Consider the following 21,943-nt stretch of genomic DNA (forward strand, 5'->3'; position numbering starts at 1 on the left):
GCCTGAATGCCCCACCCCGACTGGTATTATGCCCGCCGCGAAAGCTGGAGCGCGCAGACCGACGACGCCCGCGACGCCGGCGACATCGACTATGCTCGCGTCATCCATTCGGCCTCGTTCCGGCGCTTGCAAGGCAAGACCCAGATCCTGAACCTCGGCGACAGCGATTTTTACCGCACGCGCCTGACCCACTCGCTGGAGGTCGCGCAGATCGCCGGTAGCCTGACCAAGTCGCTGGCCAAACGCTTTCCCGACCATCCCGCCGTTCCTTTCCTGCCCGACCGCAGCCTGATTCAGGCGATCGGCCTGACCCACGATCTCGGACATCCCCCCTTCGGTCACGGCGGCGAGGTGGCGCTGAACTACTGCCTGCGCGGGCACGGCGGCTTCGAAGGCAACGGTCAGACCCTGCGCATCCTGTCGCGGCTGGAGACGTTTTCGAAAAGCGCCGGAGCCAATCTGACGCGGCGGACGCTTCTGGGGGTGCTCAAATACCCGGCCGGTTTCGGCGCCACCGTCAATCCGGACCTGACGCCGTCGCTGGTCAGCGGCCCGACCACACTGGAAATCATCAACGACAAGGCGTCGAAGCCACCGAAATGCTATCTCGACAGCGAGGCCGACATCGTCGAATGGGTGCTGGCGCCTCTCCCCTCCGATGCACGCGAGGCCTTTCAGGCGGTCGATGCAGTTCCCGGCAAGCACGGCAAGACGCGGCACAAATCCTTCGATTGCAGCCTGATGGACGTGGCCGACGACATCGCTTACGGCGTCCACGACTTCGAAGACGCTATTGCATTGGGGCTGGTGACCGAGGCCGGGTTCCGCACGGCCGTACCGGAGGCCGATTGCGCGTCTTTCCTCGATGCGCTCAAGGCCAAGTACCCGCAGGAAAGCGAGAACGACGTCTATGAGAAGATGGTGAGGGCGCTGTTCGGGGGCTCTGACTCGCGCAAACATTACGTCAACCGACTGGTGCATCACTTCCTGACGGCGGTGGAGATTATCGAGGCTGCGTTCGATGAACCCCTGCTGCGTTATCGCGCAGCGATGGCCCCCGGCCCGTATCGCTTTCTTGAGGCGCTTAAAGGTTTCGTTTTCGACGACGTAATCCGCAGCCCCAGCGTCCAGCATCTGGAATTCAAGGGCCAGAAGCTGGTCGTGGCGGTGTTCGAAGCCCTGCAATCGGACCCGAAACGCCTGCTGCCTCGAGACCAGTTCAACCGTTACGAGGCCTCACCCGACGGGATGCGCGTCATCGGCGACTACGTGTCGGGCATGACCGACGGCTATCTGCTCAAGACCTACGACCGCCTGTTCAGCCCGCGCATGGGCTCGGTGTTCGATAAGCTTTAGACCCTTGAATGCCCGATCAATTTGAGACCGTCTTCCCAACTGGTCCAGGTCGGCAGATTGTGGATTTCGCCGGTATGGGTAATGAAGTACGGCGCATTGCCACCAATTGCGTACATAAAGTCACCGGTCTCAATAAATCGCCTGTCGGCATAGAAAAAGACCCATCCCGATTTAACCGGTTCCATGCCGGAAATTATAAGATCGAGATCTCTATCGGCGGAACACATCTGTTCAAGGCGCGCCTCAACGATTTTACGTGCTTCCTCTTCGGTCATTTTGTTTTTTTCCTGCCGATCATCTGAACGATCCTTTTACCCTACTCCAGCTCCACCGTAATCACCGACTTGGCCGGGATGTTCAGGGTCAGCGAGGAGCCGCTCAGCTTCGCGCCGGTGTAGGCCTTCGGCGACACCGTGTCCGGTGCGTCGAAGCTGTTGAAGCTATCCATTTTCGGCGCGGTCAGGACGCGGCCCGACACTTTCGACACCTTCAATGCCCCAAGGTCCACCGTCAAAGCCGCGTCGCGGTTCGGATCGAGATTGGCCACCGACACATGCACCTTGCCCGCCGCGTCCTTCGAGGCAGTGAGCGACAGCATCGGCACCTTGACGTCGCCGTACTGATAGACCGGCGATTTGAAGCCTAGCTTCAAAGCGGTGGCCTCCTGATGGACCTTGTACATATCGAAGACGTAATAGGTCGGGGTCAGGAGCATTTTTTCCTTGTCGGTCAGGATCATGGCCTGAAGGACATTGACCATCTGGGCGACATTGGCCATACGCACGCGGTCGGCGTGATCGTGGAAAACATTCAGCGTCACCGCTGCGACAATCGCATCGCGTAGCGTGTTCTGCTGCCACAGCCCGCCGGGGCCTTTTTCATCCTTGTCGTACCAAGTGCCCCACTCGTCGACGATCAGGGCGACCTCCTTCTTCGGGTCGTACTGGTCCATGATCGCGCCGTGACGGCGGATCATCTCGTCCATCAGCAAGGCACGACGCATGGTCGAAATCCACGCGGACTCGTCGAAGCCCGTGGCGATACCCTTCTTCTCCCATCTGTCGGTCGGCAGGGTATAGAAATGCAGCGACAGGCCGTCCATCAGCGGACGCGTCGTATTATACAGGATAGGCGAAGTCGCATTGGGCCGCCACTTCATGGCGCGCTTCATCACCGTCTCAGTCCATTCGTAATCGTCGGTATCCGGACCTGTGGCGATCTTGTAGGCGCGCGGGCCGGAATAGGTCTTGATATAGCCCTGATACTGGCGGAAGCGGTTGGCATATTCCTCGGCATACATGTTGCCGCCGCAGCCCCAGCTCTCGTTGCCGACGCCGACATACGGCACTTTCCACGGTTCGGGGTGGCCGTTCTTCGCCCGCTCGGCCCCCGGCGCGGTATTGGCCGGCGCGGTCATGTACTGCATCCATTCCTGCGCTTCCTCGACCGTGCCGGAGCCCATATTGACCGAGACATAGGGCGCCGCCCCGATCTGCTCGACGAAATCCATGAATTCGTGCGTGCCGAAGGTGTTGGGCTCGATGGCGTTGCTCCAGCTGGAGTTGATGCTGCCCTTGCGCTCCGGTCCCACGCCCTTGCGCCAGTGATAGTCGTCGGCAAAGCACCCGCCGGGCCAGCGCACCACCGGCACATTGATCTGTTTCAGCGCCGCCACGACGTCGTTGCGGATGCCGCGCGTATTGGGGATCGGACTGTCCGGACCGACCCAGATGCCTTCATAGACCCCGCGCCCCAGATGCTCGACGAACTGTCCATAGAGATTGCGGCTGATCTTCGGTCCCTTCTCAGACACCACGCTTGCCGTAGCGGTAACCGTTTCCGCCTGAGCCAGGGGCGCACACGCCAGCGCCAGCGCAACCGAAGCCGCGATCAAGGATTTCGTCATTAGCGTCGCTCCCTATTTATTGTCCGACAATTAGCGCGTCCCGACGACCATTTGTCAAGTCACGGACAAGCATGTAACAGTGCGATTCCCGTGCGTTTCTCCGTTACCGAAGCCGTTCATGCTGTCACCGACCGCCCCTCCTGAACGCTCCACACCGTCGCCCGATGGCGAGGCTGTCTTCCGCCGCCTCGCCGACACGTCCCCGGCGATGATCTGGGTCACCGACACCGACAATCTGTGTACCTATACCAGCCGCGCCTGGCTGGAATTCACCGGGCAGACCTTCGAGGAGAGCCTCGGTCTCGGCTGGCTTCAGGCCGTCCACCCCGATGACGGGCCGCGTGCCTATGAGGTCTATCTGGGGGCCGCCAGCCGTCAGGCCGCCTTCGATCTGGAGTTCCGCGTCCTCAATCAGCACGGCGACTATCGCTGGGCGATGGTGCGCGGCAATCCGCACTACAGCGACGATGGCGATTATCTCGGCTATGTCGGCTCGCTCACCGACATCGACGACCATAAGCGGTCGGAACTGGCGCTACAGGCCTCGGAAAAACGCCTGAGCGATCTGGCCAATGCCGTCAATCAGATCATCTGGATATCCTCCGCCGAAGGCAATCCGGAATTCATGAACCGTCGCTGGTACGAATATACCGGCCTGCCCGAAGGCTCCGACTATGTGGCCGGACGGCGGCTGCTGCACCCAGACGATGCCGAACGCGTCCTGACCTCGTGGCGAGCGGGCGTTGCGGCGGGCGCGCCGTGCGAATACGAATACCGCATCAAGGGGGCCGACGGGCAGTACCGCTGGTTCCTCAGCCGCCTGCGCCCGGCCAAGGACGCCGACGGCAATATCCTGAAATGGTACGGCTCCTCTACCGACATTCAGGATCTGGTCGAAGCGCGCGAAAAGGCCGAGGCCGCCAATATCGCCAAGTCGGAATTCCTGGCCAATATGAGCCACGAAATCCGCACCCCTATGAACGCGGTGATCGGCCTGTCGCACATTCTGGCTTTGTCTACGCCGCTGACGGCGCGGCAGGCCGAGTTCATCCGCACCCTGCAACTGTCCGCCGACTCGCTGCTGGCGCTCCTCAACGACCTGCTCGATATTGCGAAAATCGAGGCACGCTCCGTCGAGCTGGAACAGATCGCCTTTTCGCCCGCTCAGCTGATGGAAGACGTGGCGCGCATCATGGCGGTCAAGGCGCGCGAAAAGGGGCTGGCGTTCATCCACACGAATACGCCGTGTCCTCAGGTCGTCGGCGACCCGACGCGTTTGCGGCAGGTGATCCTCAATCTCTGCTCCAATGCCATCAAGTTCACCGAGACGGGTCAGGTCAGCCTAGGCCTTAATGCCACGACGCGCGACGGTCTGGTCACGCTTACCCTCTCCATTGCCGATACGGGCATAGGCATTGCACCGGATCAGCGCGACGCCATCTTCCACAAGTTCGTGCAGGCGGATGCGTCGATCACACGCAAATTCGGCGGGACGGGGCTGGGGCTTGCGATCAGCAAGACCCTCACCGACGCGATGGGCGGGCGGCTCGAACTGGAAAGCGAACCCGGCAAGGGCTCGGTGTTCTCGGTCCATTTGAGCCTGCCACTGCCCGTGGACGACGGCGCGATTTTGACAACCGTGCCGACGCAGGTCGAACAACTCGAACCCGCGCGCCCTCTGGTCCTGCTCGTCGAGGACTATGCGCCGAACGTCCTGGTCGCCACGACTTTTCTTGAGGCGTTCGGCTATGCCTGCGATGCCGTCAGCAGCGGACAGGCGGCGATCGACCGGCTCAAAGACCCGCACACCTATGCTGCCATACTGATGGATGTGCAGATGCCGGGTCTGAACGGACTGGACACGACGCAGGTGATCCGCGACCTCGAAACGCAAAACAGCGCCGCACCCCTGCCGATTATCGGCATGACGGCCCATGCCTTGACGGGGGATCGCGAACGCTGTCTGGCCGCGGGGATGAACGACTATATCGCCAAGCCGTTCAAACCCGAAGACCTTAGGGATGTGTTGAAGCGTTATGTAAAATAATCCTTCCCCGTTTTGCCTGCCGACGAGGCCGGGGAAGGATTTAAGGCTACTTATCGTGGATTACGCGGTCGAATTCCGACGGATGGTCGATATCGCTGCGCAGATAGGCATCACGCACGGCGTCGCGCGCACGGTCCCAATCCAGTTCACCCCGGCGCGGATAGGCGTCCCACTCGGCGCGCAGCTCTGCATCATCGATGTCGTTGAAGGCGGTGCCGTCGCGACGCCCGAACAGGTCATAACCGAAGCGATAGGCCGGTTCCAGTTGCTCATAGCTCTGGCCGACGCCGTAAGGCCGGTTGGTAAAATCCTGACGCCAGAAGGCATCGTGATCTTTCCAGTCGGTGAGCGGACCATTGGTGACAAAGGTATTCATGGCGTTCTCCTTGATATTAATGCCTTGAATCTAAACGGAATGGGATAAGTATCCGATCCGAAGACCCGATCCCGGCATAGGGGAACCGCAAAGACGAAAACCCCGCCTGTGAGGGCACAGGCGGGGCTTCGACACGGCCCTCGTGAAGGGGCTACCGGTGATCAGACCGGATTACATTCCGCCAGATTACTGAGCGGGTTCCTTGGCAGGCTTTTCAGCCGGCTTGGCGGCGTCATCGGTGGCCGGAGCCGGCGCATCCGTCGCCGGGGCGGCGGTGTCCGTCGGAGCCGCGGTCTTGGCCAGCGACGAAGCCTTCAACGAGGTTTCGTCGGCGCTGAGCGTACCGGTCACGGTCACTTCATCGCCGATGGCGAAGGGCTGGCCGTCCGAGGTCGCGGCCGAAGCGTCGACGGCGATGTCCTTGACGGCGTCGGCTTCACCGACCTTGAGCGTAAAGGTACCGGCCTTTTCACCGGCGGCGGCAATCTTGCCGGTCAGGCTGACGGCGCCTTCGGCCGGGGCTTCGGTAGCCGGGGCAGCGACCGGAGCGTCCGGTGCCGGAGTGGTCGTCTGGGCCAGGGCCGGGGTCATCGACAGGGCGGCACCGGCGATGGCGAAGGCAGCGATACGGGTCGACAGTTTGAAGCTTTTCATTGGAGATCGTTCCTTTGGGGGGTTTCAAATCAGAATTGCATTAGAGCCATCCCATTGGCGCGGTCCGATCCGAACCAGGCGTCTGAGGGGGCGGTGTAGGCCAGCTTGGCGTCACCGCCTCGGCTGAGTTCAAATTAGGGGCGGCGGGGTAAGTAAACCATCGGGATGCCCCCCGTCCGAACGTCGCAATGCGGTAAAACAGACTTTGGTCATAATGCCGGTGCGCAGCCATAAAGTCGCCGCGTTCTGACGCCGATATCGCGGATGCGAAGAGTGAATTTGCAACTAAGTTGCAGATTCAAATGCCGGAATCCGCGCCGTTAGGAACGGCCACATTTCTGACAACCGATTTTAAAAATCGACACCCTGCGCAAAAAAATCATATGGTCGGGCTCTGTTTTCATAAAAATTTCGTAAGTCACGGAAGTTCTTATGTGTTTGAAACGTCACAGGCGGCTGAAAAATTTCGCCTTGCGGCCACAATCATCCTGCTGACAGAACCGGGCCCGGCGCGTACTAGACAGGCACCAATACCGGAGAGAACTTATGAGCGACGGCAAGATACGCTGCGGCTGGGTCAATGAAAGCAAGCCGCACTACGTCCATTATCACGACCACGAATGGGGCGTGCCGCTGCACGGTGACCAAAAGCTGTTCGAGATGCTAATTCTCGAAGGGGCACAGGCCGGCCTGAGCTGGGAAACGATCCTCAAACGCCGCGACAACTACCGCGCCGCCTTCAAAGATTTCGATATCGCGGCCTGCGCGGCCTTTACCGACGAAGAGCTTGAGGCGCGCATGTCCGACGAAGGCATTATCCGCAACCGGCTGAAAATCTGGTCGGTGCGCAAGAACGCCCTCGCCTTCATCGCCATCCAGACAGAGTTCGGCAGCTTCGACGCGTATCTGTGGCGCTTCGTCGACGGCGCGCCGAAACTGAACCGTCCGCAGACGCTAAAAGACGTCCCGGCCTCGACGCCCGAATCGGACGCTTTATCGAAAGACCTGAAAAAGCGCGGCATGAGCTTTGTCGGCTCGACCATCCTCTACGCCTATATGCAGGCGGTCGGGCTAGTCGACGACCATGTAGCGACCTGTTTCAAGGCGGCAAAGTAAGGGCCTCCGGCGGGCAGGGGCACAGCCCCTGCACCCATCACCTGCGCCCTGTGTACCCACTAAAGTTTTCAACCCAGTCGTTCAGGTTTTCATCCAGCATCTTGGTGTATTGATCGATGAAATAGGCGCGCGCCGCGTCCCGGTCACGCATCATATCGACTTGGGTTTCAGCCGCATCTGCCACAACAAAAGCATTATAGCGCGAAGCCGCATATAAAAGGCAGGCACTCGTTCTGTGTGGACCTACCTGCGCCTGATGCTGATTGGCCAGCGCGATGAAGCTATCGGCAATGTCCCAGAATTGTTCGTCGGGCGAATTGTTATCGCTCATTATTTCCCTCCCATTAAGGCCGCGCGTTCTTCCGTCGTCAGCAGCCGCCACTGGCCTTCGGGCAGGTCGCCGATCTGGACCGGGCCGATGCGCGAACGGTAAAGATCGATGACGCGCAACTCGCACATGTCGCACATGCGGCGAATCTGACGATTGCGGCCTTCCTGAAGCACAAAGCGCAGGACCTGTTCGCCGACCTGTTCGACCACCGCCGGTTTCAGCTTGCGCCCGTCCAGCTCCAGCCCGTGGCGCAGCCATTTCAGCTTGGCCTCGAAGATCGGGCCCTTGACGCGGACGGTGTAATCCTTCTCAAGCTCGCTGTCCGGACCGATGATGGCCTTGGCGATCACCCCGTCCTCGGACAGGATCAACAGCCCGCGCGAATCTTTATCCAGCCGCCCGATGGGGGCCAGTTTCGAGTTCTGATCCGGCCAGACGGTGAGTTGTCCGTAGTGATTGGGACGGCGGATCATGCGCACGGCCGGCGTTTCCCCCGCTTCCGGCTGACCCGAAACGATACCGACCGGCTTGTGGTAGATGACGGTGAGCTTGTTATCGATCTCACTCTGCGCCGCCGGATTGAAGGTGACCGTCTGACCGCTCTCAACCTTGCGGCCCGCGTCGCGCACCACCTCGCCATCGACCGACACCAGCCCGTCGGCGATGAAGGCGTCGGCCTCACGCCGTGAACAGACGCCCGACTGCGCCAGCCATTTGTTGAGACGGATCGGCTCAGAGCCGGTATAGGTGCGGGATAGGGACATGCGCCGCTGATAGCGAAAAAGCGGCCTGACGGCTACGGTTTTATGAACCCGCCACGCAGCGTAGCGGCTCGTAGGTCTCGGCCCGCGTCAGGACATAGCCTTCGAGGTACATGTTCGCGCCCTTGCCGACAGCTTTCACGCTGACCTTGAGATGGTCGATCCACTGCATATCGAACGACGTGATATCGTCCTTTTGCGTGATGGCGAAGTCCTCGAAATAGAAGCCCGTGCCGTCCTCGGCATTGTCGAAAACGAAGCCGCCGCTGCGATACATCGCCGAATAGTTCCGCCCGTCGAGCTTATAGACCATCTTGGCGTCGCCGCTCAGACGGTTGTCGGGTCTGGGCTCCGCCCAAATGCCGAAGGTGAAATAGACGCGGTTATCGCTGGCCGCCCTGTTGTACCACGCCCCCTGGCAGGTCCAGCCCCGGTTGGTCATGACGTTCAGCGTCGCGTCGTCGGCAAGCGCCTGACCCGATACCCCGATAAGGGCGATGCTTACCAACGATATGAATCCCGCGCGCATTACCAATTCCCCGGCTGACAATAAGCTGTATCATGACCTCATAGCCGTAACGGTAGTCCATAACCAGTTACAACGGCTGTAAGGGCGGGGGAAACAATGCGTCAGATTTTAACCGGAATTTTGGGGCTGGGGCTCGTTTATACCATCCTCGCCTTTCTCGGCGGGCAATACTGGGCTTTCGACCTGCTGACGCCCTTCCGGCCTCAGGCATTGCTGGCCGGTGTCCTATTATTGCCTCTGGCGCTTTTGGCCCGACGCAAGCTGCCCATAGGATTGGCCACGGCCATCATCCTATTGAATGCCTTGCCGATTGGCGTCCGGCTGGCGGCCTTCCCAGCGGTGACGCGCGGCGAAATGGTGTCTGTGGTTTTTCAGCCCTATACCCGTGTTGACCTGTTGTCCGCCAACGTCCTGACGTCCAACCGTAACTTTCAGACCCTGCGTCGCGTGATCACCTCGTCGCCACCCGATGTGCTCGTTCTGACCGAAGTGGATCAGGGCTGGCTCGACGGCCTGTCGCTCGACACCCTTAAACACGTTGATACGAACCTTTCGGAACAAGAACGGGGCGATGCCGATCCGGAGGCGCTTCAATATCCGTACAGGCATGAAGCGCCGCGTCGCGATAATTTCGGCATGGCCATCTACGCCACCGCGCCGTTCACCGCGCAGACCGTCCTTGTCGGCGATCTTCAACTGCCGTTGATGCGGGTGGAGTTCGACGACTATGTGCTGCTGGCGGCGCATCCGATTCCACCGATCAGTGGACGATATAATCTCGAAAACCGGCTTTATCTGCAAACCCTTGCCGATCTGGCGCAGAACAGCCCAAAGCCCATCATCATAGCGGGCGACCTCAACGCCACCCTGTGGTCGGCCTCGCTTAAGCCGCTGACCGGCAAGGGCCTGAACCGGGTCAGCACTCCGCTTGGCTGGGCCTATAGCTGGCCAGTACATATGCCGCCTCTGGCGATCCAGATCGACCATATCTTCGCTAAGGATATCGTCTATGGTGAGCTTGAGGTGTTGAAGGATATAGGCTCAGACCATTTCCCCGTTCGCGCCGATATCGTGGTGAGCAGAGCAAAGTAAATGTGCGGACAGTTGCTGGCGCTTAAAATATGGATCGACTTCCTGAAAAGTCTGGGCTTCTCGGATGAAGTCATCGCGGTGATCATCGAGGCGTATAACGAGGGCGTAGTCAAACCGACCGACGCCTACCCGATCATCACGCAAGGCCCGGTGCTGAGCACCAAGAGCTGGAGCCTTGTGCCAGCATGGGCGACCGCGCCGCAAAAGGCCGCGACCTTCAATGCCCGCATCGAGACCGCTGCCGAAAGGCCGACGTTCAAGGACGCCTTTGCCCGACGCCATGCGCTGGTGCCGGTCGCCGGGTTTCACGAATGGTCGGGGCCCGCCGCATCTCGCCAGAAATGGACGATCACCCGCAAAGACAATGAACCGCTGGTTCTGGCCGGTCTATGGGAAGGCGACACCTTCACGGTCCTGACCCGCGCTGCCGGGACGCAGATGGCGACCATCCACGACCGCGAACCGGTCGTCGTGGGGCGGCGGCAATGGCAGGCGTGGCTCCACAACGACCTGTTCGACCCGGCCTTGCCGCCGGAGGATTTTTACCGCTTCGAGCCCGTCGGCGACGTGCAAACGAGCCTGTTTTGAGCCTGCTCGACGAAATCGCCACCTGCCGTGCTTGCACAGACCTGCCGCTGGGGCCGAGGCCGGTGGTGCGCGCCGATAATCCTTCTGCGCGCGTCCTGATCATCGGTCAGGCCCCCGGCACGAAGGTCCACGCATCCGGCATTCCATGGGACGATAAGTCGGGCGAGCGACTGCGCGACTGGATGCAGATGTCGTCAGAATCCTTTTACGACACGTCTAAAATCGCCATCATGCCGATGGGGTTCTGTTATCCCGGCAGGGGTAAATCCGGCGATAATCCGCCGCGTCCGGAATGCGCACCTTTGTGGCATAAGCGCGTTCTTGAGACCTTGCCGAATATCGAACTAACGCTGCTGATCGGGCAATATGCGCAAAACGCCTATCTCGACGATCGCCTCAGCCTGACCGAGCGCGTGCGGCAAGCCGACACCTACGACGCATTCTTTCCGCTGGTTCATCCCTCGCCGCGCAACGGCATCTGGCTGAAAAAGCACCCGTGGTTCGAGGCCGAAACCGTTCCGGCCCTACGCGCCCGCCTTGCTGGCCTGTAGTTCGCCCCACGCCCGTCGGGCGATCTGCGTCGCCGCTTGTAGCCCCATCGCGACCATGACCAGCGCCACGATGGCGTCCGGCAGGGTATTGTGCGTGAAAAAGACCCCCACCGCCGCGCCCATGACCAACACATTGCCGACGGCGTCATTACGCGCGCACAGCCATACCGACATCATATTGGAATCGCCCTCGCGGAATTTATACAGCCACCACGCCGACAACAGATTCGCCGCGACGGCCAGCACGCTGATGAGGCCCATGATCTCGGCTTTGGGGACATCGCCCGTATAGACCTGCCACAGGGTCGCCCCCATGATCCACAGCGCGAACAGAAACATCGACGCCGCCTTGAACAGCGACATCTTCGCCCGCGTCGGCACCGAGGCTGTCAGGACGAACAGGCTGAGCGCGATATTGATGGCGTCGCCGGCGAAGTCGAGCGAATCGGCGAGCAACGATTTCGACAGGCTCTGATACCCCGCGCCGATCTCGACGAAGAACATCGCAGCATTGATGAGCATCACCCACCACAAGACCTTGCGGTACTGCGGATCGACCACAGGATCGGAATGATCGTGGACGTGACCGTGCCCGTGGTCATGGTCGTGGTCGTGATGGCAGTGCGCGCCGGGGGCGTGGTCGTGGCTCATGCGAAGCTCCTTGATACGCATAAGAGGATTGCCGAACTGACTTGGCAAACAAATTATGCGGTTCTCTGCATTTCGGGGTTCCCTTCGCCGATGCAAGGGCTGTATCTTGCACAATTACAGATTAGATTTCGGAGTTCTTGATATGACCAAGCTGATTGCCATTTCCGGTGCCCTGCGCAAGGCTTCGCACACCACCGCCCTGCTGCGGACCCTGGCGAAGACCGCGCCCGACGGCGTCGAAATCGAAGTCGCCGATGTCGTGGACGTGCCCGTCTATAATCAGGACCTCGATGTCGAGCCGAACCCGGCCGCGGTCGAAACCCTGCGCGCGCAGGTCAATGCCGCCGACGGCATCATCATCGCCAGCCCGGAATATAACTACGCCATGCCGGGTTCGACCAAGAACATCATCGACTGGCTGTCGCGTCCCTACGGCAAGGCGGCTCTGGTCGGCAAGCCGGTGCTGATCATCACCACCTCGCCCGGTTCGACCGGCGGTGTCCGCGCCCAGTCGCAGATCCGCGGCACGCTGGCGGCCATCGGCGCGCATCCGCTCGGCGGAGCCGAAGTCGTCATCGCCGGGATCGACAAGAAGTTCGTCGACGGCGATTTCGCCGACGAGACCAACCTGAAGTTCATCCTGTCGTCTCTGGATCGCCTTCTGGCCGAGATAACGCTGCGGAAATAAGAGCCGCACGCAGGGCGGCGGTCCACGCGGCCACGCCCTGATCGTCCGCAATCAGGTCGTTGCGGATTTCGATCAGCACCGCCGGGAGGCCGCGATCGTCGCCATGTATCGGCACGGCATAGTCCTCCGCGCGATCGGTCTGATAGGGCACATTGGCCCCGACATTCAGCCCCTGCGCCATCAACCGCGCGACCAATGCCTCGCCGAACGCCTTCGCCTCGCCGAACAGGACACCGCCCTGCCACGGACGCGTCACGCCGAGATAGACCGGCGTAAAGCTGTGGATACTGACCAGCCGTGTCGGGCGGCCCTGTCGGGCATCGAGACAGGCCGTCACCGCTGCATGGAACGGCGTGAATATCCGCTCGGTCTGGCGCTGGATTGCGCCGGGATCGAGCACAAGATTACCTGGGATATCCGTAGCCTCGGAGCGCGTAACGATGCTGCCGGGCGTCCCCAAAGGCCGGTTCAGGTCGATCAGCAGCCGCGAAAACGTCCCCAAAAACGCCGGAGCATCCAATACCGCCGACAACCGCCGGGTCACCTCCGCCGCACCGGGGTCCCAGGCGATGTGGCGCTGAAGATCATCCGCACCGAGGCCCAATCCCGCATATTCAACAGGGATGAAATTCGACGCATGTTCGCACAGAAGCACGATGTCCGAAGCTCCGTCCGGGTTCAGAATCTCGACCGGTGCAGGCCAATCGCTCACGCTACCTCGTCCATCAGCACTTCATCGGTAACGACCTCGAACCGCGTCAGGGTCGCCGGACCGAACTGCGTCGAGATAGCCACATCGGTGGCGTCGCGCCCCACGGCCATCAGGATGCGCCCGACGCGCGGCGTGTTGTGGCGGGCGTCCGCCGTGTACCAGTGGCCGCCGAGATAGACCTCGAACCAGCCGGAAAAGTCCATCGGTGCCGGGACCGGCGCGACCTTGATGTCGCCTAGATAACCGGTGCAGTAACGCGCGGGGATATTCATGCAACGGCACAGCGTCAGGGCCAGATGCGCGAAGTCGCGGCACACCCCTACCCGCTCCTCATAGGCCCCGTAGGCGCTGCGGCGGCGGTCGGCCAGTTGATAATCGAAGCGGATATGGTGGTGGACGAAATCGAGGATCGCCTGCACCCGCGGCCATCCCGCTTGCGTCTGTCCGAACAACGCCCAGGCGATATCGGTGAGGCGGTCGGTCTCGCAATAGCGCGAGCCGAGCAGATAGACCAGCACCTCGTCGGGCAGGTCGCGCACCTCGTGCTGAACCGCATCATACGGCACGTAGTCGGGCAGACCCGTGTCGTAGATGGTAAATTCGGAAGAGATGGTCAGCGGCCCTGCGGGGGCCGTGATGCGCGTACAGGCATTGCCGAACGGATCGGCATAGGTCCAGGATTCGATCTCTGGCGAAAACTGCACCACCTGCGGCGTCAAAAGGTCGGCGCGGCGCGACGGATGAACGTTGAGGCACAGCAGCATCGGCGTCGGCTGCGGGCAGTCATAGGTCAGGGTATAACCCGCTTTGATTTTCATGGTCACTCTTCGGATGGGGAGGTCGTCGGGTCCGCGCTCTCCAGCGTGGTAACGTTAACCTGAACATCCATGCCTAAAGAATCGATGCGGCTTCCGGTGTGCGTTCCCCATAAAGGTATAGCCTGATAGGGGGTGCGAGTGACGCCGACGCGGATCAGGTCGCGATTGCCGATAATGCCGTTGGTCGGATCGAACTCGACCCAGCCGGCACCGGGCAGGAAGACCTGCACCCAGGCGTGGGTCGCGCCGCCCCCCAAATTACCCGCGCCATCGCGCGCCGGGGAATAGATATAGCCCGTCACGAAGCGCGCGGCGAAGCCCAACGAGCGCACCGCCTCGATCATCAGCAGCGCATAGTCGCGGCAGGTGCCGCTCAGGGAATAGAGCGTCATTTCCGGCGTTTGCGTCCCCGGATTGGTGCGGCGGATATATTTGAAATCCTGCCTGATGGCGTGGGTCAGGTCCTCCAGCAACTGCGCCGTCACGGTCGGCCCTGCCGGATTGACGAAGCGTCGCGCCCAGGCCTCGGTCACGTCGTCGGGATATTGCCGCTGCATCGAGGGTGCGAGGTCGGGCAGATGCTCGTCCTCGTAGGTAAACGGCCAGATACGCGCCTCCTCGTCGGTACGAAAATGCAGGGCCTGCTGATGCGTGTGATCCAGCACAATGGTCGTATCGAAGCGCAGGACATCCGACTCGGTTTCAAACTCGGCCACGGCAATACAGTTGTTGAAGACGTCGTGGATCCAGAAGAGGTCGCTCGGTTCCGGATGGATGCGCAGGCTGGCCGAAATCAGCCGCTGGTCCTGACTGTCGCGGGGTCGAAACAACAGGCGGTGCTGGCCGAAGCCCACAGGTCGGCGATAGGTATAGGTGGTGACGTGATGGACGCGCAGCCGGGTCATGGCGCCCTTATCCCAGAACGAATGTTAAAATTACATGCGGGTATTGAGCGCCAACTGCGCCGCGAAGGCCCGCTGATAGGCCGGACGCGCCTCGCCGCGCGCGACATAGGCGGCCAGGTTTTCAAATTCGTCAAGCAGGCCCGACGCCCGCAACCGGAGCAGCACCGAGACCATCATCAAATCACCCGCGCTGAATGCCCCATCAAGCCACTCCACGTCGCCGAGACGGGCCGACAACTGACGCAGACGATCACGAACGCGGTCCTTGACCAGCGGCAAACGCTCGGCATTCCAAGGCTTATCGCGCTCCAGCAGTACAGCATTGGCCAGTTCGAGGATCGGCGGCTCGACCGTGTTGGTCGCGGCGAACATCCACATGACCGCCCGCGCCCGGGCATCGGCCTCTTTCGGTAATAGACCGGCGTGATTTTGCGCGATATGAAGCACGATAGCGCCGGTCTCGAAGAGCACCAGATCACCCTCTTCATAGGTCGGAATCTGCCCGAACGGATGACGGCTCAGATGCGCCGGCTCTTTCATGGCGGCGAACGAAACCCCGCGCACCTCATACGGCTGGCCGACCTCCTCCATAGCCCAGCGGACGCGCGTATCGCGCGCCAGCCCCTTACCACCGTCAGGCGACCGATCGAAAACGCTGATGGTTATGGTCATGGCAAACCTCCTAAATCAGCTTTACATCCCGGGCCCCGGACTCGTGCAGCAGGATGAACAGATCGACCAGCGCCTTGGGCAGGGCCGAGCCGAAATCGATCCTAAACTGACCGTGTTCGAACCGCACGCTATGCAGGACATTGGCCAGAGGCGCATGGTGATCTTCGGGATTGCCGCGCGGCTCGGTCCAGTCCTCGAACCACACCTGCAAGGCCTCTTTGCTCGGCAGGGCCACGTCGCTGATCACCACCACATCGTCCCAGCGCAGGCGCTCGATCGTCACCGTCATGCCGTTTAATATCACCACCATCGGCGAAAACGACAACATCCGCGACGGCTCGAAGCGCACCACGTGCGGATTGGCCGAAGTGATCAGGTAGTCGGCGACCAGAAACCGGTCGAACAGCGTGTCGTCGTCGGTTTGCAACAGGGCTTCCGGCTCGCCGGCATAGCCCGCCTTGCGCTGGTTTTCGACAAAGGAGCGGAACTGATCGAGATAATGGTTGCGCGCCTGCTTCAGGAAGTTGACCAGAGGCCTCAGGCCGTGCTGGGTGTCCCATTCCGCTTCAGGGGCCTGATCAGAGTTCGAAACGGTAGTGTCCTGTGAGGTCATGGAGAAATAACTGGTCTTCCTGCTTCGGGCCCGCCCCGATATTATGGATCACCTGATAGCGGTTCCGGCTCATAAAAGCCAGTTGGTCCGACACGATCATGATATGCGGCAGGTGGGAGCCGATGATACGGCACGTCACCAGATCGCCGGGTTGATAGTCTTCCGGCTTCCGACTTAAGGGGCGCACCGCGGCAAAGCGCCGGAAAAAGACCTCAAGGTTCGGCACCCGGCGGTGGTCGATATTGGGGTCGGGCTTTTTCAGCCCCCAGGCCTTGGGGTACAGCCTGAAATTTTTCGCCATATCTTCGTGGACAAGGCGCTGCAAATCTATCCCAAGGCTCCGATAGGCGCGGATGACGACGTCGGTGCAGACGCCCTTGTCCGGAGCCACATCGCCATTGGGATAAGGGATGCGCGTATAGGTCGGATCGTAGGTGACTCGGGTCTTCGTCTGGGCGTGCGCCGCCGCCAGCAGCCGGGCGGCTTTCGACTGGGGTTGCGCCTGCGCAGTCACGGCTATGGCGGGCAAACCCCATAAAACGGTCCGGCGATCCAAGCATCCCCCTCAGAACGGTCTAGCTGGCCGCCTTATCCAGAGCATCGCCGACCGATTCGATATCGCGGCCGACGCCCTTGATGGTGTTACAAGCCGAAAGCACCGGCAGCATGGCGATCAGCGAAATGATAATGATACGTTTCATGGCTTCGAACCTTCGTGAAAAAGGGCAGGTTCGACCGGGGTAAGTCTGCGGGGCGATTATGGCAATTATTGAGCGCATCTCCAAAGATAAGGAGAGCGTAAGAAATCAATAAAATCAGTGCTTGTGAAACCACTGAATCCGGCCCGATTTTCGCTCCCACAGATATTCGTGCAATGGGAAGACCAGAGTCTGCACGCAGGGTTCCAGCAGACCGATCCCCAGAGAAATCGCCAGATTACCCGTCAGCACATAGGCCACACCGGTCGCCACACCGACATGCAGAACACCATAGGTCAGGGTCTTGAACAACAGCCGCATGGGCGCCCCTTGTACATTTCCACAAGAATATAATAATAATTCTCATTTGCACAAGATGGATTTGTAAAACCATGCCTAGTGGTGATGAGCCAGCGACAGCTTTTCCGGCACTTTGCGTTCCCAGATATATTCATGCAGCGGAAAAACGAGCGTCTGCACCATCGGCTCCAAAAGACCGATCCCGAGTGCGATGGCCCAGTTGCCGGTCAGGACATAGGCAACGGTCGAGGCCACGGCGACGTGGATCGTACCGTAGGACAGGGTTTTGGCGAACAGACGCATGGCAAGTCTCCTTCAGGGCTATGATTTGAGATTAGCGCTGACCCAATTCAAAGAAAAATCGATAATTTTTTGATTTTTCATAACCGAAATCTATAGACTTGCCATGCCCTACGCCTTACGCCTAAACACCGGTATGTCCCCTGCCCCCAAAACCATTGCCGTGATCGGTGCCGGTCCTGCCGGTCTGATGCTCGCCGAAATCCTCAGCGCCCATGGTTACCGCGTCGATATCTACGACCGGATGGCCTCGGTGGCGCGCAAGTTCCTGATGGCCGGACGCGGCGGGCTGAACCTGACCCATTCCGAGCCGCTGGCCGCCTTTATCGGGCGCTACGGCAACCGCGCGACGCAGGTCAAACCGACCATTGAAGCCTTCACGCCCAAGGACCTGCGCGACTGGGCCGATGCGCTCGGGGCCGAAACCTTCGTCGGCAGTTCAGGCCGTGTGTTCCCGAAGGCGCTCAAGGCCTCACCGCTGCTGCGCGCCTGGCTCAAACGGCTGGAGGCGCAGGGCGTGCGGTTTCATCTGCGCCACGCGTGGACAGGCTGGGCCGATAATGCCCTCGTCTTCGCGCATGGGGACAAGACGGTCGAAGTCCGGCCCGATATTATCGTTCTGGCTTTGGGCGGGGCGTCGTGGCCGAAGCTGGGTTCGGACGGTGGCTGGACCGACATTTTAGGTGCGCGCGGTGTCGAAATCGCGCCGCTCAAGGCCGCCAATATGGGTTTCACCGTCACGTGGAGCGAGCATTTCCGCGACCGCTTCGCCGGAGAACCGCTAAAACCCATCGCGCTCACCTACGAAGGCCGTGTACGCAAGGGCGAGCTGATGCTGACGCGCCAAGGGATAGAGGGCGGCGCGGTCTATGCCCATGCGGCCGCCTTGCGCGACACGATCGCGCGTAAGGGCTCGGCAACTCTGCTGATCGACCTCAAACCGGAACTGAGCGAGGCCCAGATCGTCAACAAACTGTCGCGAGGGGCTAAAAATGATAGTTTAAGCAACAAGTTACGCAAAACACTTAATCTGTCGCCCGCCGCCATCGCCCTGCTGCGCGAAACGGGTCAGGAGATTACACCCGCGCTCATAAAAGCCGCGCCCGTGACCCTGACCGGCGCGCAAGCGCTGGAGCGCGCCATTTCCTCGGCGGGCGGCATCCGCTTCGACGCCGTGACACCGGATTATGAACTGAAAGCCCTACCCGGCACTTACGCCATCGGCGAAATGCTCGACTGGGAAGCCCCCACCGGCGGCTATCTGCTGCAAGCCTGTTTCAGTCAGGCGGTCTGGACAGCCCGCGCCATATTGAAGCGATAGATATGCAACGTCTTCTTTTTCTCTGCACCGCCAACAAACTACGCAGCCCAACCGCTGAGCAGGTCTTTTCGCAGTACCCGAATCTTGAGGTCGCGTCCGCCGGGCTGGGGGCCGATGCGGCAGAACCTCTGACACCGGAGCATTTCGAGGGCGTGGACATCATCTTCGTTATGGAAAAGGCGCACCGCAACAAACTCAGCAAGCGCTTCAAGGCCTATATCGGCAAGGCGAAAGTCATCTGCCTGAACATCCCCGACGACTACGACTATATGGACCCCATCCTGATCACCTTGCTCAAGGCGCGGGTAACACCTCACCTACGTTAAAAATCCGGCTTGAAAATCGCCGGATCGTAACCGAAATCGCGCGTGGCCGCGGTGTGATCGAAGACCAGATCGGTGTTCATCCGCAATGCCATATTGACATTATTTTTCAACGTCGCGCCCGGTTTGATAATCCCCAGCACACCGAAACCCAGCTTCCACAACGCCGCCGGAAACGACAGGATGCGTGCGGGCTTATCCTTGGCGGCGAAAATCCGCGCTACCATGTCGCGGTAACTGAGGGTCTCACCGCCGGAGAGATCATAGGCCCTGTTACGCGTCACATCAATATTGATTACCTGCACTGCCGCCTTCGCCAGATCACGGGCATGGACCGGCTGACGCAGACCTTTGGCGCCATCGCAGACCGGGAAAAAGCCTAAAAGATCAATCGTCTGCGCGATACGGCTGATATTCTGATCCAGGCCTTCATCATAAATCAGGGTCGGACGAAGGATCGTCCAGCCAACATCGTGCGTGGCGCCAAAGGCCTCGATCCGCGCTTCGGATTCGCTAAGCAGATCGGCGATCCGGCGCTCTTCCGGCTCCGGCGAAAAGGTCTTGCTGAAGCGCGAGGTCGACGAAAAGGCGACAACCCGTTTCATGCCCTGCCGCCACAAAGCCTCCAGTACGTTTTCAGTAATCAACCAGATCGGCGAGGTGACGATGACCGTGTCGAACCCCTTGCCCTCGAACGCTTCCGGATGCATCAGGTCGAGAAACACCTCGCCCGAACGCTTCGGCTTGCGCGTGGTGAAAATCGCATCGGGGGCGATGTCGCGCAACCGCCGCCCGACCAGACTCGTCGCCCCGATGACCAAGAGTTTTGTATCTATCATAGTCGATGCTGCCTCTCATCATACCTCCCCGCTGGCGGGGAGGGTGGCGTTGCGAAGCCACGACGGGTAGGGTGGACAATGCCGAAGACACCCCACCACCACGCCTTTCAGGCGCGGTCCCCCTCCCCGCACTAAAGTGCAGGGAGGTATAGGATGTGTCGCATTTACCACCGCCCCACGCAAGCACAGGGCGGAGAAGACTTGCCACGCACCGCCCGTCGGCCTATGTCTCGGCACGTATTCTTACGAAAGTGCCGGTCATGAGCGCCTACAAATCCCTGCGTGATTTCATCAGTAAACTCGAACGCGAAGGCGAACTCATCAGGGTCAACGAACCGGTATCGACGCACCTTGAAATGACCGAGATCCAGACCCGGCTTCTGGCCGACAAGGGCCCGGCGGTGCTGTTCGAGAATGTCCTGCTGCCCGATGGGTCGAAATCCGACATGCCGGTGCTGGTCAACCTGTTCGGCACCGTCAAGCGCGTGGCGATGGGCGTGACGCTCGAAGGCAAGGAGCGCACCAATCCGCAGGACCTGCGCGAAGTCGGCGAGTTGCTGGCCTTCCTGCGTCAACCGGAACCCCCGCGCGGCTTCAAGGACGCCCTCAGCATGTTGCCGCTGGCCAAGACCGTCATGGGGATGCGCCCAAAGACCGTCTCGAAGGCCCCTGTGCAGGAGGTCGTCCTGACCGGCGACGATATCGATCTGACGAAGCTGCCGGTGCAGGGTTGCTGGCCCGGCGAGCCCGCGCCGCTGATCACCTGGGGGTTGGTGGTCACCAAAGGGCCGTCGGAATCGCGCGAGGACGACTTCAATCTCGGCATCTACCGGATGCAGGTGCTGGGCAAGGACAAGGCCATCATGCGCTGGTTGGCCCACCGCGGCGGCGCGCAGCATCACGCGCGCTGGAAGAAGGCCAAAAAGACCGAGCCCCTGCCCGCCTGCGTCGTGCTGGGGGCCGATCCGGGCACGATCCTCGCCGCCGTGACGCCAGTGCCGGACACTTTGTCAGAGTATCAGTTTGCGGGACTTCTGCGCGGCGCCAAGGCCGAACTGATTCCGGCCAAAACCGTGCCCCTGCTGGTGCCGGCCGAAGCCGAAATCGTCCTCGAAGGCCACGTCCTGCTCGACGAATATGCCGACGAAGGCCCCTATGGCGACCACACCGGCTATTACAATTCGGTCGAAAAATTCCCGGTGTTCAAGGTTTCGGCCATCACCATGCGCAAAAAACCGATCTATCTGTCGACCTTTACGGGACGGCCGCCCGACGAGCCGTCGGTATTGGGAGAAGCGTTAAATGAAGTCTTTATCCCGTTGATCCGTCAGCAGTTTCCCGAAATCGTCGATTTCTGGCTGCCGCCGGAGGGGTGTTCGTACCGCATCGCCGTCATCTCGATGAAGAAGGCCTATCCCGGCCACGCCAAGCGCGTCATGATGGGCGCGTGGTCGTATCTCAGACAGTTCATGTACACCAAGTGGCTGATCGTGGTGGATGACGACATCAACTGCCGCGACTGGAAGGACGTCATGTGGGCCGTTTCGACGCGGATGGACCCGGCGCGCGACCTGACGATCATCGAGAACACGCCGATCGACTATCTCGACTTCGCCTCGCCGGAAAGCGGGCTGGGCTCGAAGGTCGGCCTCGACGCCACCAACAAGTGGGAGCCGGAAACCCACCGCGAATGGGGCGAAGAACTGTATATGGAGCAGGACGTGATCGACCGCGTCAGCGCCAAATGGGCGGCGATGGGACTACCGGGCTCCGGCAAGCCGATCTGGAAGAAATAA

Annotated in this window: 28 protein-coding genes; 10 read left to right on the top strand and 18 right to left on the bottom strand. The window is 60.6% G+C overall.

Annotation, left to right across the window (positions count from 1 at the left end):
* Positions 1–6: 6 nt before the first annotated feature.
* Entirely contained in the window at positions 7–1,356 is a 1,350-nt protein-coding gene (locus AEYBE204_RS35675) for an anti-phage deoxyguanosine triphosphatase (protein WP_023463425.1), read from the top strand.
* Here the strand turns inward: AEYBE204_RS35675 and AEYBE204_RS0120660 are convergent.
* Complete coding sequence (locus tag AEYBE204_RS0120660; RefSeq protein WP_023463426.1) at positions 1,353–1,631, bottom strand: YrhB domain-containing protein; 279 nt, start codon at positions 1,629–1,631, stop codon at positions 1,353–1,355. The two genes, AEYBE204_RS35675 and AEYBE204_RS0120660, sit on opposite strands and share 4 nt — an antisense overlap.
* A gap of 41 nt (positions 1,632–1,672) precedes the next feature.
* Positions 1,673–3,262 carry an alpha-N-arabinofuranosidase gene (locus AEYBE204_RS35680; protein ID WP_023463427.1) on the bottom strand — a complete coding sequence of 530 codons (1,590 nt, stop codon included), beginning with the start codon at positions 3,260–3,262 and terminating at the stop codon, positions 1,673–1,675.
* A gap of 118 nt (positions 3,263–3,380) precedes the next feature.
* On the opposite strand from AEYBE204_RS35680, the gene AEYBE204_RS39670 reads away from it, so the two are divergent.
* Positions 3,381–5,309 (top strand): PAS domain-containing hybrid sensor histidine kinase/response regulator, encoded by a 1,929-nt coding sequence (locus AEYBE204_RS39670; RefSeq protein ID WP_023463428.1) that lies wholly within the window; start codon positions 3,381–3,383, stop codon positions 5,307–5,309.
* A gap of 46 nt (positions 5,310–5,355) precedes the next feature.
* Here the strand turns inward: AEYBE204_RS39670 and AEYBE204_RS35685 are convergent, their stop codons facing one another.
* Together AEYBE204_RS35685 and AEYBE204_RS35690 are read right to left on the bottom strand one after the other, a co-directional pair.
* Positions 5,356–5,685, bottom strand: a complete 330-nt coding sequence (locus tag AEYBE204_RS35685; RefSeq protein ID WP_023463429.1) for a hypothetical protein — start codon at positions 5,683–5,685, stop codon at positions 5,356–5,358.
* 186 nt (positions 5,686–5,871) lie between these two features.
* Positions 5,872–6,339 carry a hypothetical protein gene (locus AEYBE204_RS35690; RefSeq protein WP_023463430.1) on the bottom strand — a complete coding sequence of 156 codons (468 nt, stop codon included), beginning with the start codon at positions 6,337–6,339 and terminating at the stop codon, positions 5,872–5,874.
* Between the two features lie 546 nt (positions 6,340–6,885).
* Between AEYBE204_RS35690 and AEYBE204_RS35695 the strand changes: the two genes are divergently transcribed.
* Entirely contained in the window at positions 6,886–7,455 is a 570-nt protein-coding gene (locus AEYBE204_RS35695; RefSeq protein WP_023463431.1) for a DNA-3-methyladenine glycosylase I, read from the top strand.
* Between the two features lie 37 nt (positions 7,456–7,492).
* On the opposite strand, the gene AEYBE204_RS35700 is transcribed toward AEYBE204_RS35695, so the two are convergent.
* From AEYBE204_RS35700 to AEYBE204_RS35710, 3 genes are read right to left on the bottom strand one after another with little or no spacing between them, the layout of a single operon-like run.
* A complete protein-coding gene (locus AEYBE204_RS35700; RefSeq protein ID WP_023463432.1) occupies positions 7,493–7,786 on the bottom strand; it encodes a DUF3144 domain-containing protein in 294 nt (97 codons plus the stop codon).
* On the bottom strand, positions 7,786–8,550 hold the full coding sequence (locus tag AEYBE204_RS35705; protein WP_023463433.1) for a pseudouridine synthase: 765 nt from the start codon (positions 8,548–8,550) through the stop codon (positions 7,786–7,788). The genes AEYBE204_RS35700 and AEYBE204_RS35705 overlap by 1 nt, the downstream gene beginning before the upstream one ends.
* Before the next feature lie 40 nt (positions 8,551–8,590).
* Positions 8,591–9,076, bottom strand: coding sequence for a hypothetical protein (locus AEYBE204_RS35710; RefSeq protein ID WP_023463434.1), 486 nt, complete (start codon positions 9,074–9,076; stop codon positions 8,591–8,593).
* A gap of 96 nt (positions 9,077–9,172) precedes the next feature.
* Between AEYBE204_RS35710 and AEYBE204_RS35715 the strand changes: the two genes are divergently transcribed.
* The 3 genes from AEYBE204_RS35715 to AEYBE204_RS35725 are packed head-to-tail and all read left to right on the top strand — an operon-like array spanning position 9,173 to position 11,307.
* Positions 9,173–10,168, top strand: coding sequence for an endonuclease/exonuclease/phosphatase family protein (locus tag AEYBE204_RS35715; protein WP_023463435.1), 996 nt, complete (start codon positions 9,173–9,175; stop codon positions 10,166–10,168).
* Positions 10,169–10,756, top strand: a complete 588-nt coding sequence (locus AEYBE204_RS35720; RefSeq protein ID WP_023463436.1) for an SOS response-associated peptidase — start codon at positions 10,169–10,171, stop codon at positions 10,754–10,756.
* Positions 10,753–11,307, top strand: coding sequence for a uracil-DNA glycosylase family protein (locus tag AEYBE204_RS35725; protein WP_023463437.1), 555 nt, complete (start codon positions 10,753–10,755; stop codon positions 11,305–11,307). Before AEYBE204_RS35720 ends, AEYBE204_RS35725 begins: the two co-directional genes overlap by 4 nt.
* Here AEYBE204_RS35725 and AEYBE204_RS35730 read toward each other — a convergent pair.
* A complete protein-coding gene (locus tag AEYBE204_RS35730; RefSeq protein WP_023463438.1) occupies positions 11,281–11,958 on the bottom strand; it encodes a cation transporter in 678 nt (225 codons plus the stop codon). The genes AEYBE204_RS35725 and AEYBE204_RS35730 overlap by 27 nt on opposite strands.
* A gap of 142 nt (positions 11,959–12,100) precedes the next feature.
* On the opposite strand from AEYBE204_RS35730, the gene AEYBE204_RS35735 reads away from it, so the two are divergent.
* Complete coding sequence (locus AEYBE204_RS35735) at positions 12,101–12,646, top strand: NADPH-dependent FMN reductase (RefSeq protein WP_023463439.1); 546 nt, start codon at positions 12,101–12,103, stop codon at positions 12,644–12,646.
* Here AEYBE204_RS35735 and AEYBE204_RS35740 read toward each other — a convergent pair.
* The 9 genes from AEYBE204_RS35740 to AEYBE204_RS35780 all read right to left on the bottom strand — a co-directional run bounded on the left by AEYBE204_RS35740 (position 12,594) and on the right by AEYBE204_RS35780 (position 17,667).
* Complete coding sequence (locus AEYBE204_RS35740) at positions 12,594–13,358, bottom strand: N-formylglutamate amidohydrolase (protein WP_023463440.1); 765 nt, start codon at positions 13,356–13,358, stop codon at positions 12,594–12,596. The two genes, AEYBE204_RS35735 and AEYBE204_RS35740, sit on opposite strands and share 53 nt — an antisense overlap.
* Entirely contained in the window at positions 13,355–14,176 is an 822-nt protein-coding gene (locus tag AEYBE204_RS35745) for a transglutaminase family protein (RefSeq protein ID WP_023463441.1), read from the bottom strand. Before AEYBE204_RS35745 ends, AEYBE204_RS35740 begins: the two co-directional genes overlap by 4 nt.
* 2 nt (positions 14,177–14,178) lie before the next feature.
* The gene (locus AEYBE204_RS35750) at positions 14,179–15,081 is read right to left on the bottom strand and encodes a transglutaminase family protein (protein ID WP_023463442.1); all 903 of its coding nucleotides are present in this window, start codon (positions 15,079–15,081) and stop codon (positions 14,179–14,181) included.
* Positions 15,082–15,111: 30 nt separating this feature from the next.
* Entirely contained in the window at positions 15,112–15,753 is a 642-nt protein-coding gene (locus AEYBE204_RS35755; RefSeq protein WP_023463443.1) for a glutathione S-transferase family protein, read from the bottom strand.
* 10 nt (positions 15,754–15,763) lie between these two features.
* Complete coding sequence (locus AEYBE204_RS35760; protein WP_023463444.1) at positions 15,764–16,366, bottom strand: hypothetical protein; 603 nt, start codon at positions 16,364–16,366, stop codon at positions 15,764–15,766.
* Positions 16,332–16,922 (bottom strand): DUF1287 domain-containing protein, encoded by a 591-nt coding sequence (locus tag AEYBE204_RS35765; protein ID WP_023463445.1) that lies wholly within the window; start codon positions 16,920–16,922, stop codon positions 16,332–16,334. The genes AEYBE204_RS35760 and AEYBE204_RS35765 overlap by 35 nt, the downstream gene beginning before the upstream one ends.
* A 19-nt stretch (positions 16,923–16,941) precedes the next feature.
* On the bottom strand, positions 16,942–17,067 hold the full coding sequence (locus tag AEYBE204_RS35770) for an entericidin A/B family lipoprotein (protein ID WP_023463446.1): 126 nt from the start codon (positions 17,065–17,067) through the stop codon (positions 16,942–16,944).
* A 114-nt stretch (positions 17,068–17,181) separates the two neighbouring features.
* The gene (locus AEYBE204_RS35775) at positions 17,182–17,385 is read right to left on the bottom strand and encodes a DUF2061 domain-containing protein (RefSeq protein ID WP_023463447.1); all 204 of its coding nucleotides are present in this window, start codon (positions 17,383–17,385) and stop codon (positions 17,182–17,184) included.
* 75 nt (positions 17,386–17,460) lie between these two features.
* Positions 17,461–17,667, bottom strand: a complete 207-nt coding sequence (locus tag AEYBE204_RS35780) for a DUF2061 domain-containing protein (protein ID WP_023463448.1) — start codon at positions 17,665–17,667, stop codon at positions 17,461–17,463.
* A 133-nt stretch (positions 17,668–17,800) separates the two neighbouring features.
* Here AEYBE204_RS35780 and AEYBE204_RS35785 point away from each other — a divergent pair, with 133 nt between their 5' ends.
* Both AEYBE204_RS35785 and AEYBE204_RS35790 read left to right on the top strand, forming a co-directional pair.
* The gene (locus AEYBE204_RS35785; RefSeq protein ID WP_031231295.1) at positions 17,801–18,985 is read left to right on the top strand and encodes a TIGR03862 family flavoprotein; all 1,185 of its coding nucleotides are present in this window, start codon (positions 17,801–17,803) and stop codon (positions 18,983–18,985) included.
* A 2-nt stretch (positions 18,986–18,987) separates the two neighbouring features.
* Positions 18,988–19,311 carry a low molecular weight protein tyrosine phosphatase family protein gene (locus AEYBE204_RS35790; protein ID WP_023463450.1) on the top strand — a complete coding sequence of 108 codons (324 nt, stop codon included), beginning with the start codon at positions 18,988–18,990 and terminating at the stop codon, positions 19,309–19,311.
* Here the strand turns inward: AEYBE204_RS35790 and AEYBE204_RS35795 are convergent.
* Entirely contained in the window at positions 19,308–20,147 is an 840-nt protein-coding gene (locus AEYBE204_RS35795; protein WP_023463451.1) for an SDR family oxidoreductase, read from the bottom strand. The genes AEYBE204_RS35790 and AEYBE204_RS35795 overlap by 4 nt on opposite strands.
* Positions 20,148–20,407: 260 nt before the next feature.
* On the opposite strand from AEYBE204_RS35795, the gene AEYBE204_RS35800 reads away from it, so the two are divergent.
* Entirely contained in the window at positions 20,408–21,943 is a 1,536-nt protein-coding gene (locus AEYBE204_RS35800; RefSeq protein WP_023463452.1) for a UbiD family decarboxylase, read from the top strand.

It is taken from the genome of Asticcacaulis sp. YBE204 (genome assembly GCF_000495855.1).
Lineage (GTDB): Bacteria > Pseudomonadota > Alphaproteobacteria > Caulobacterales > Caulobacteraceae > Asticcacaulis.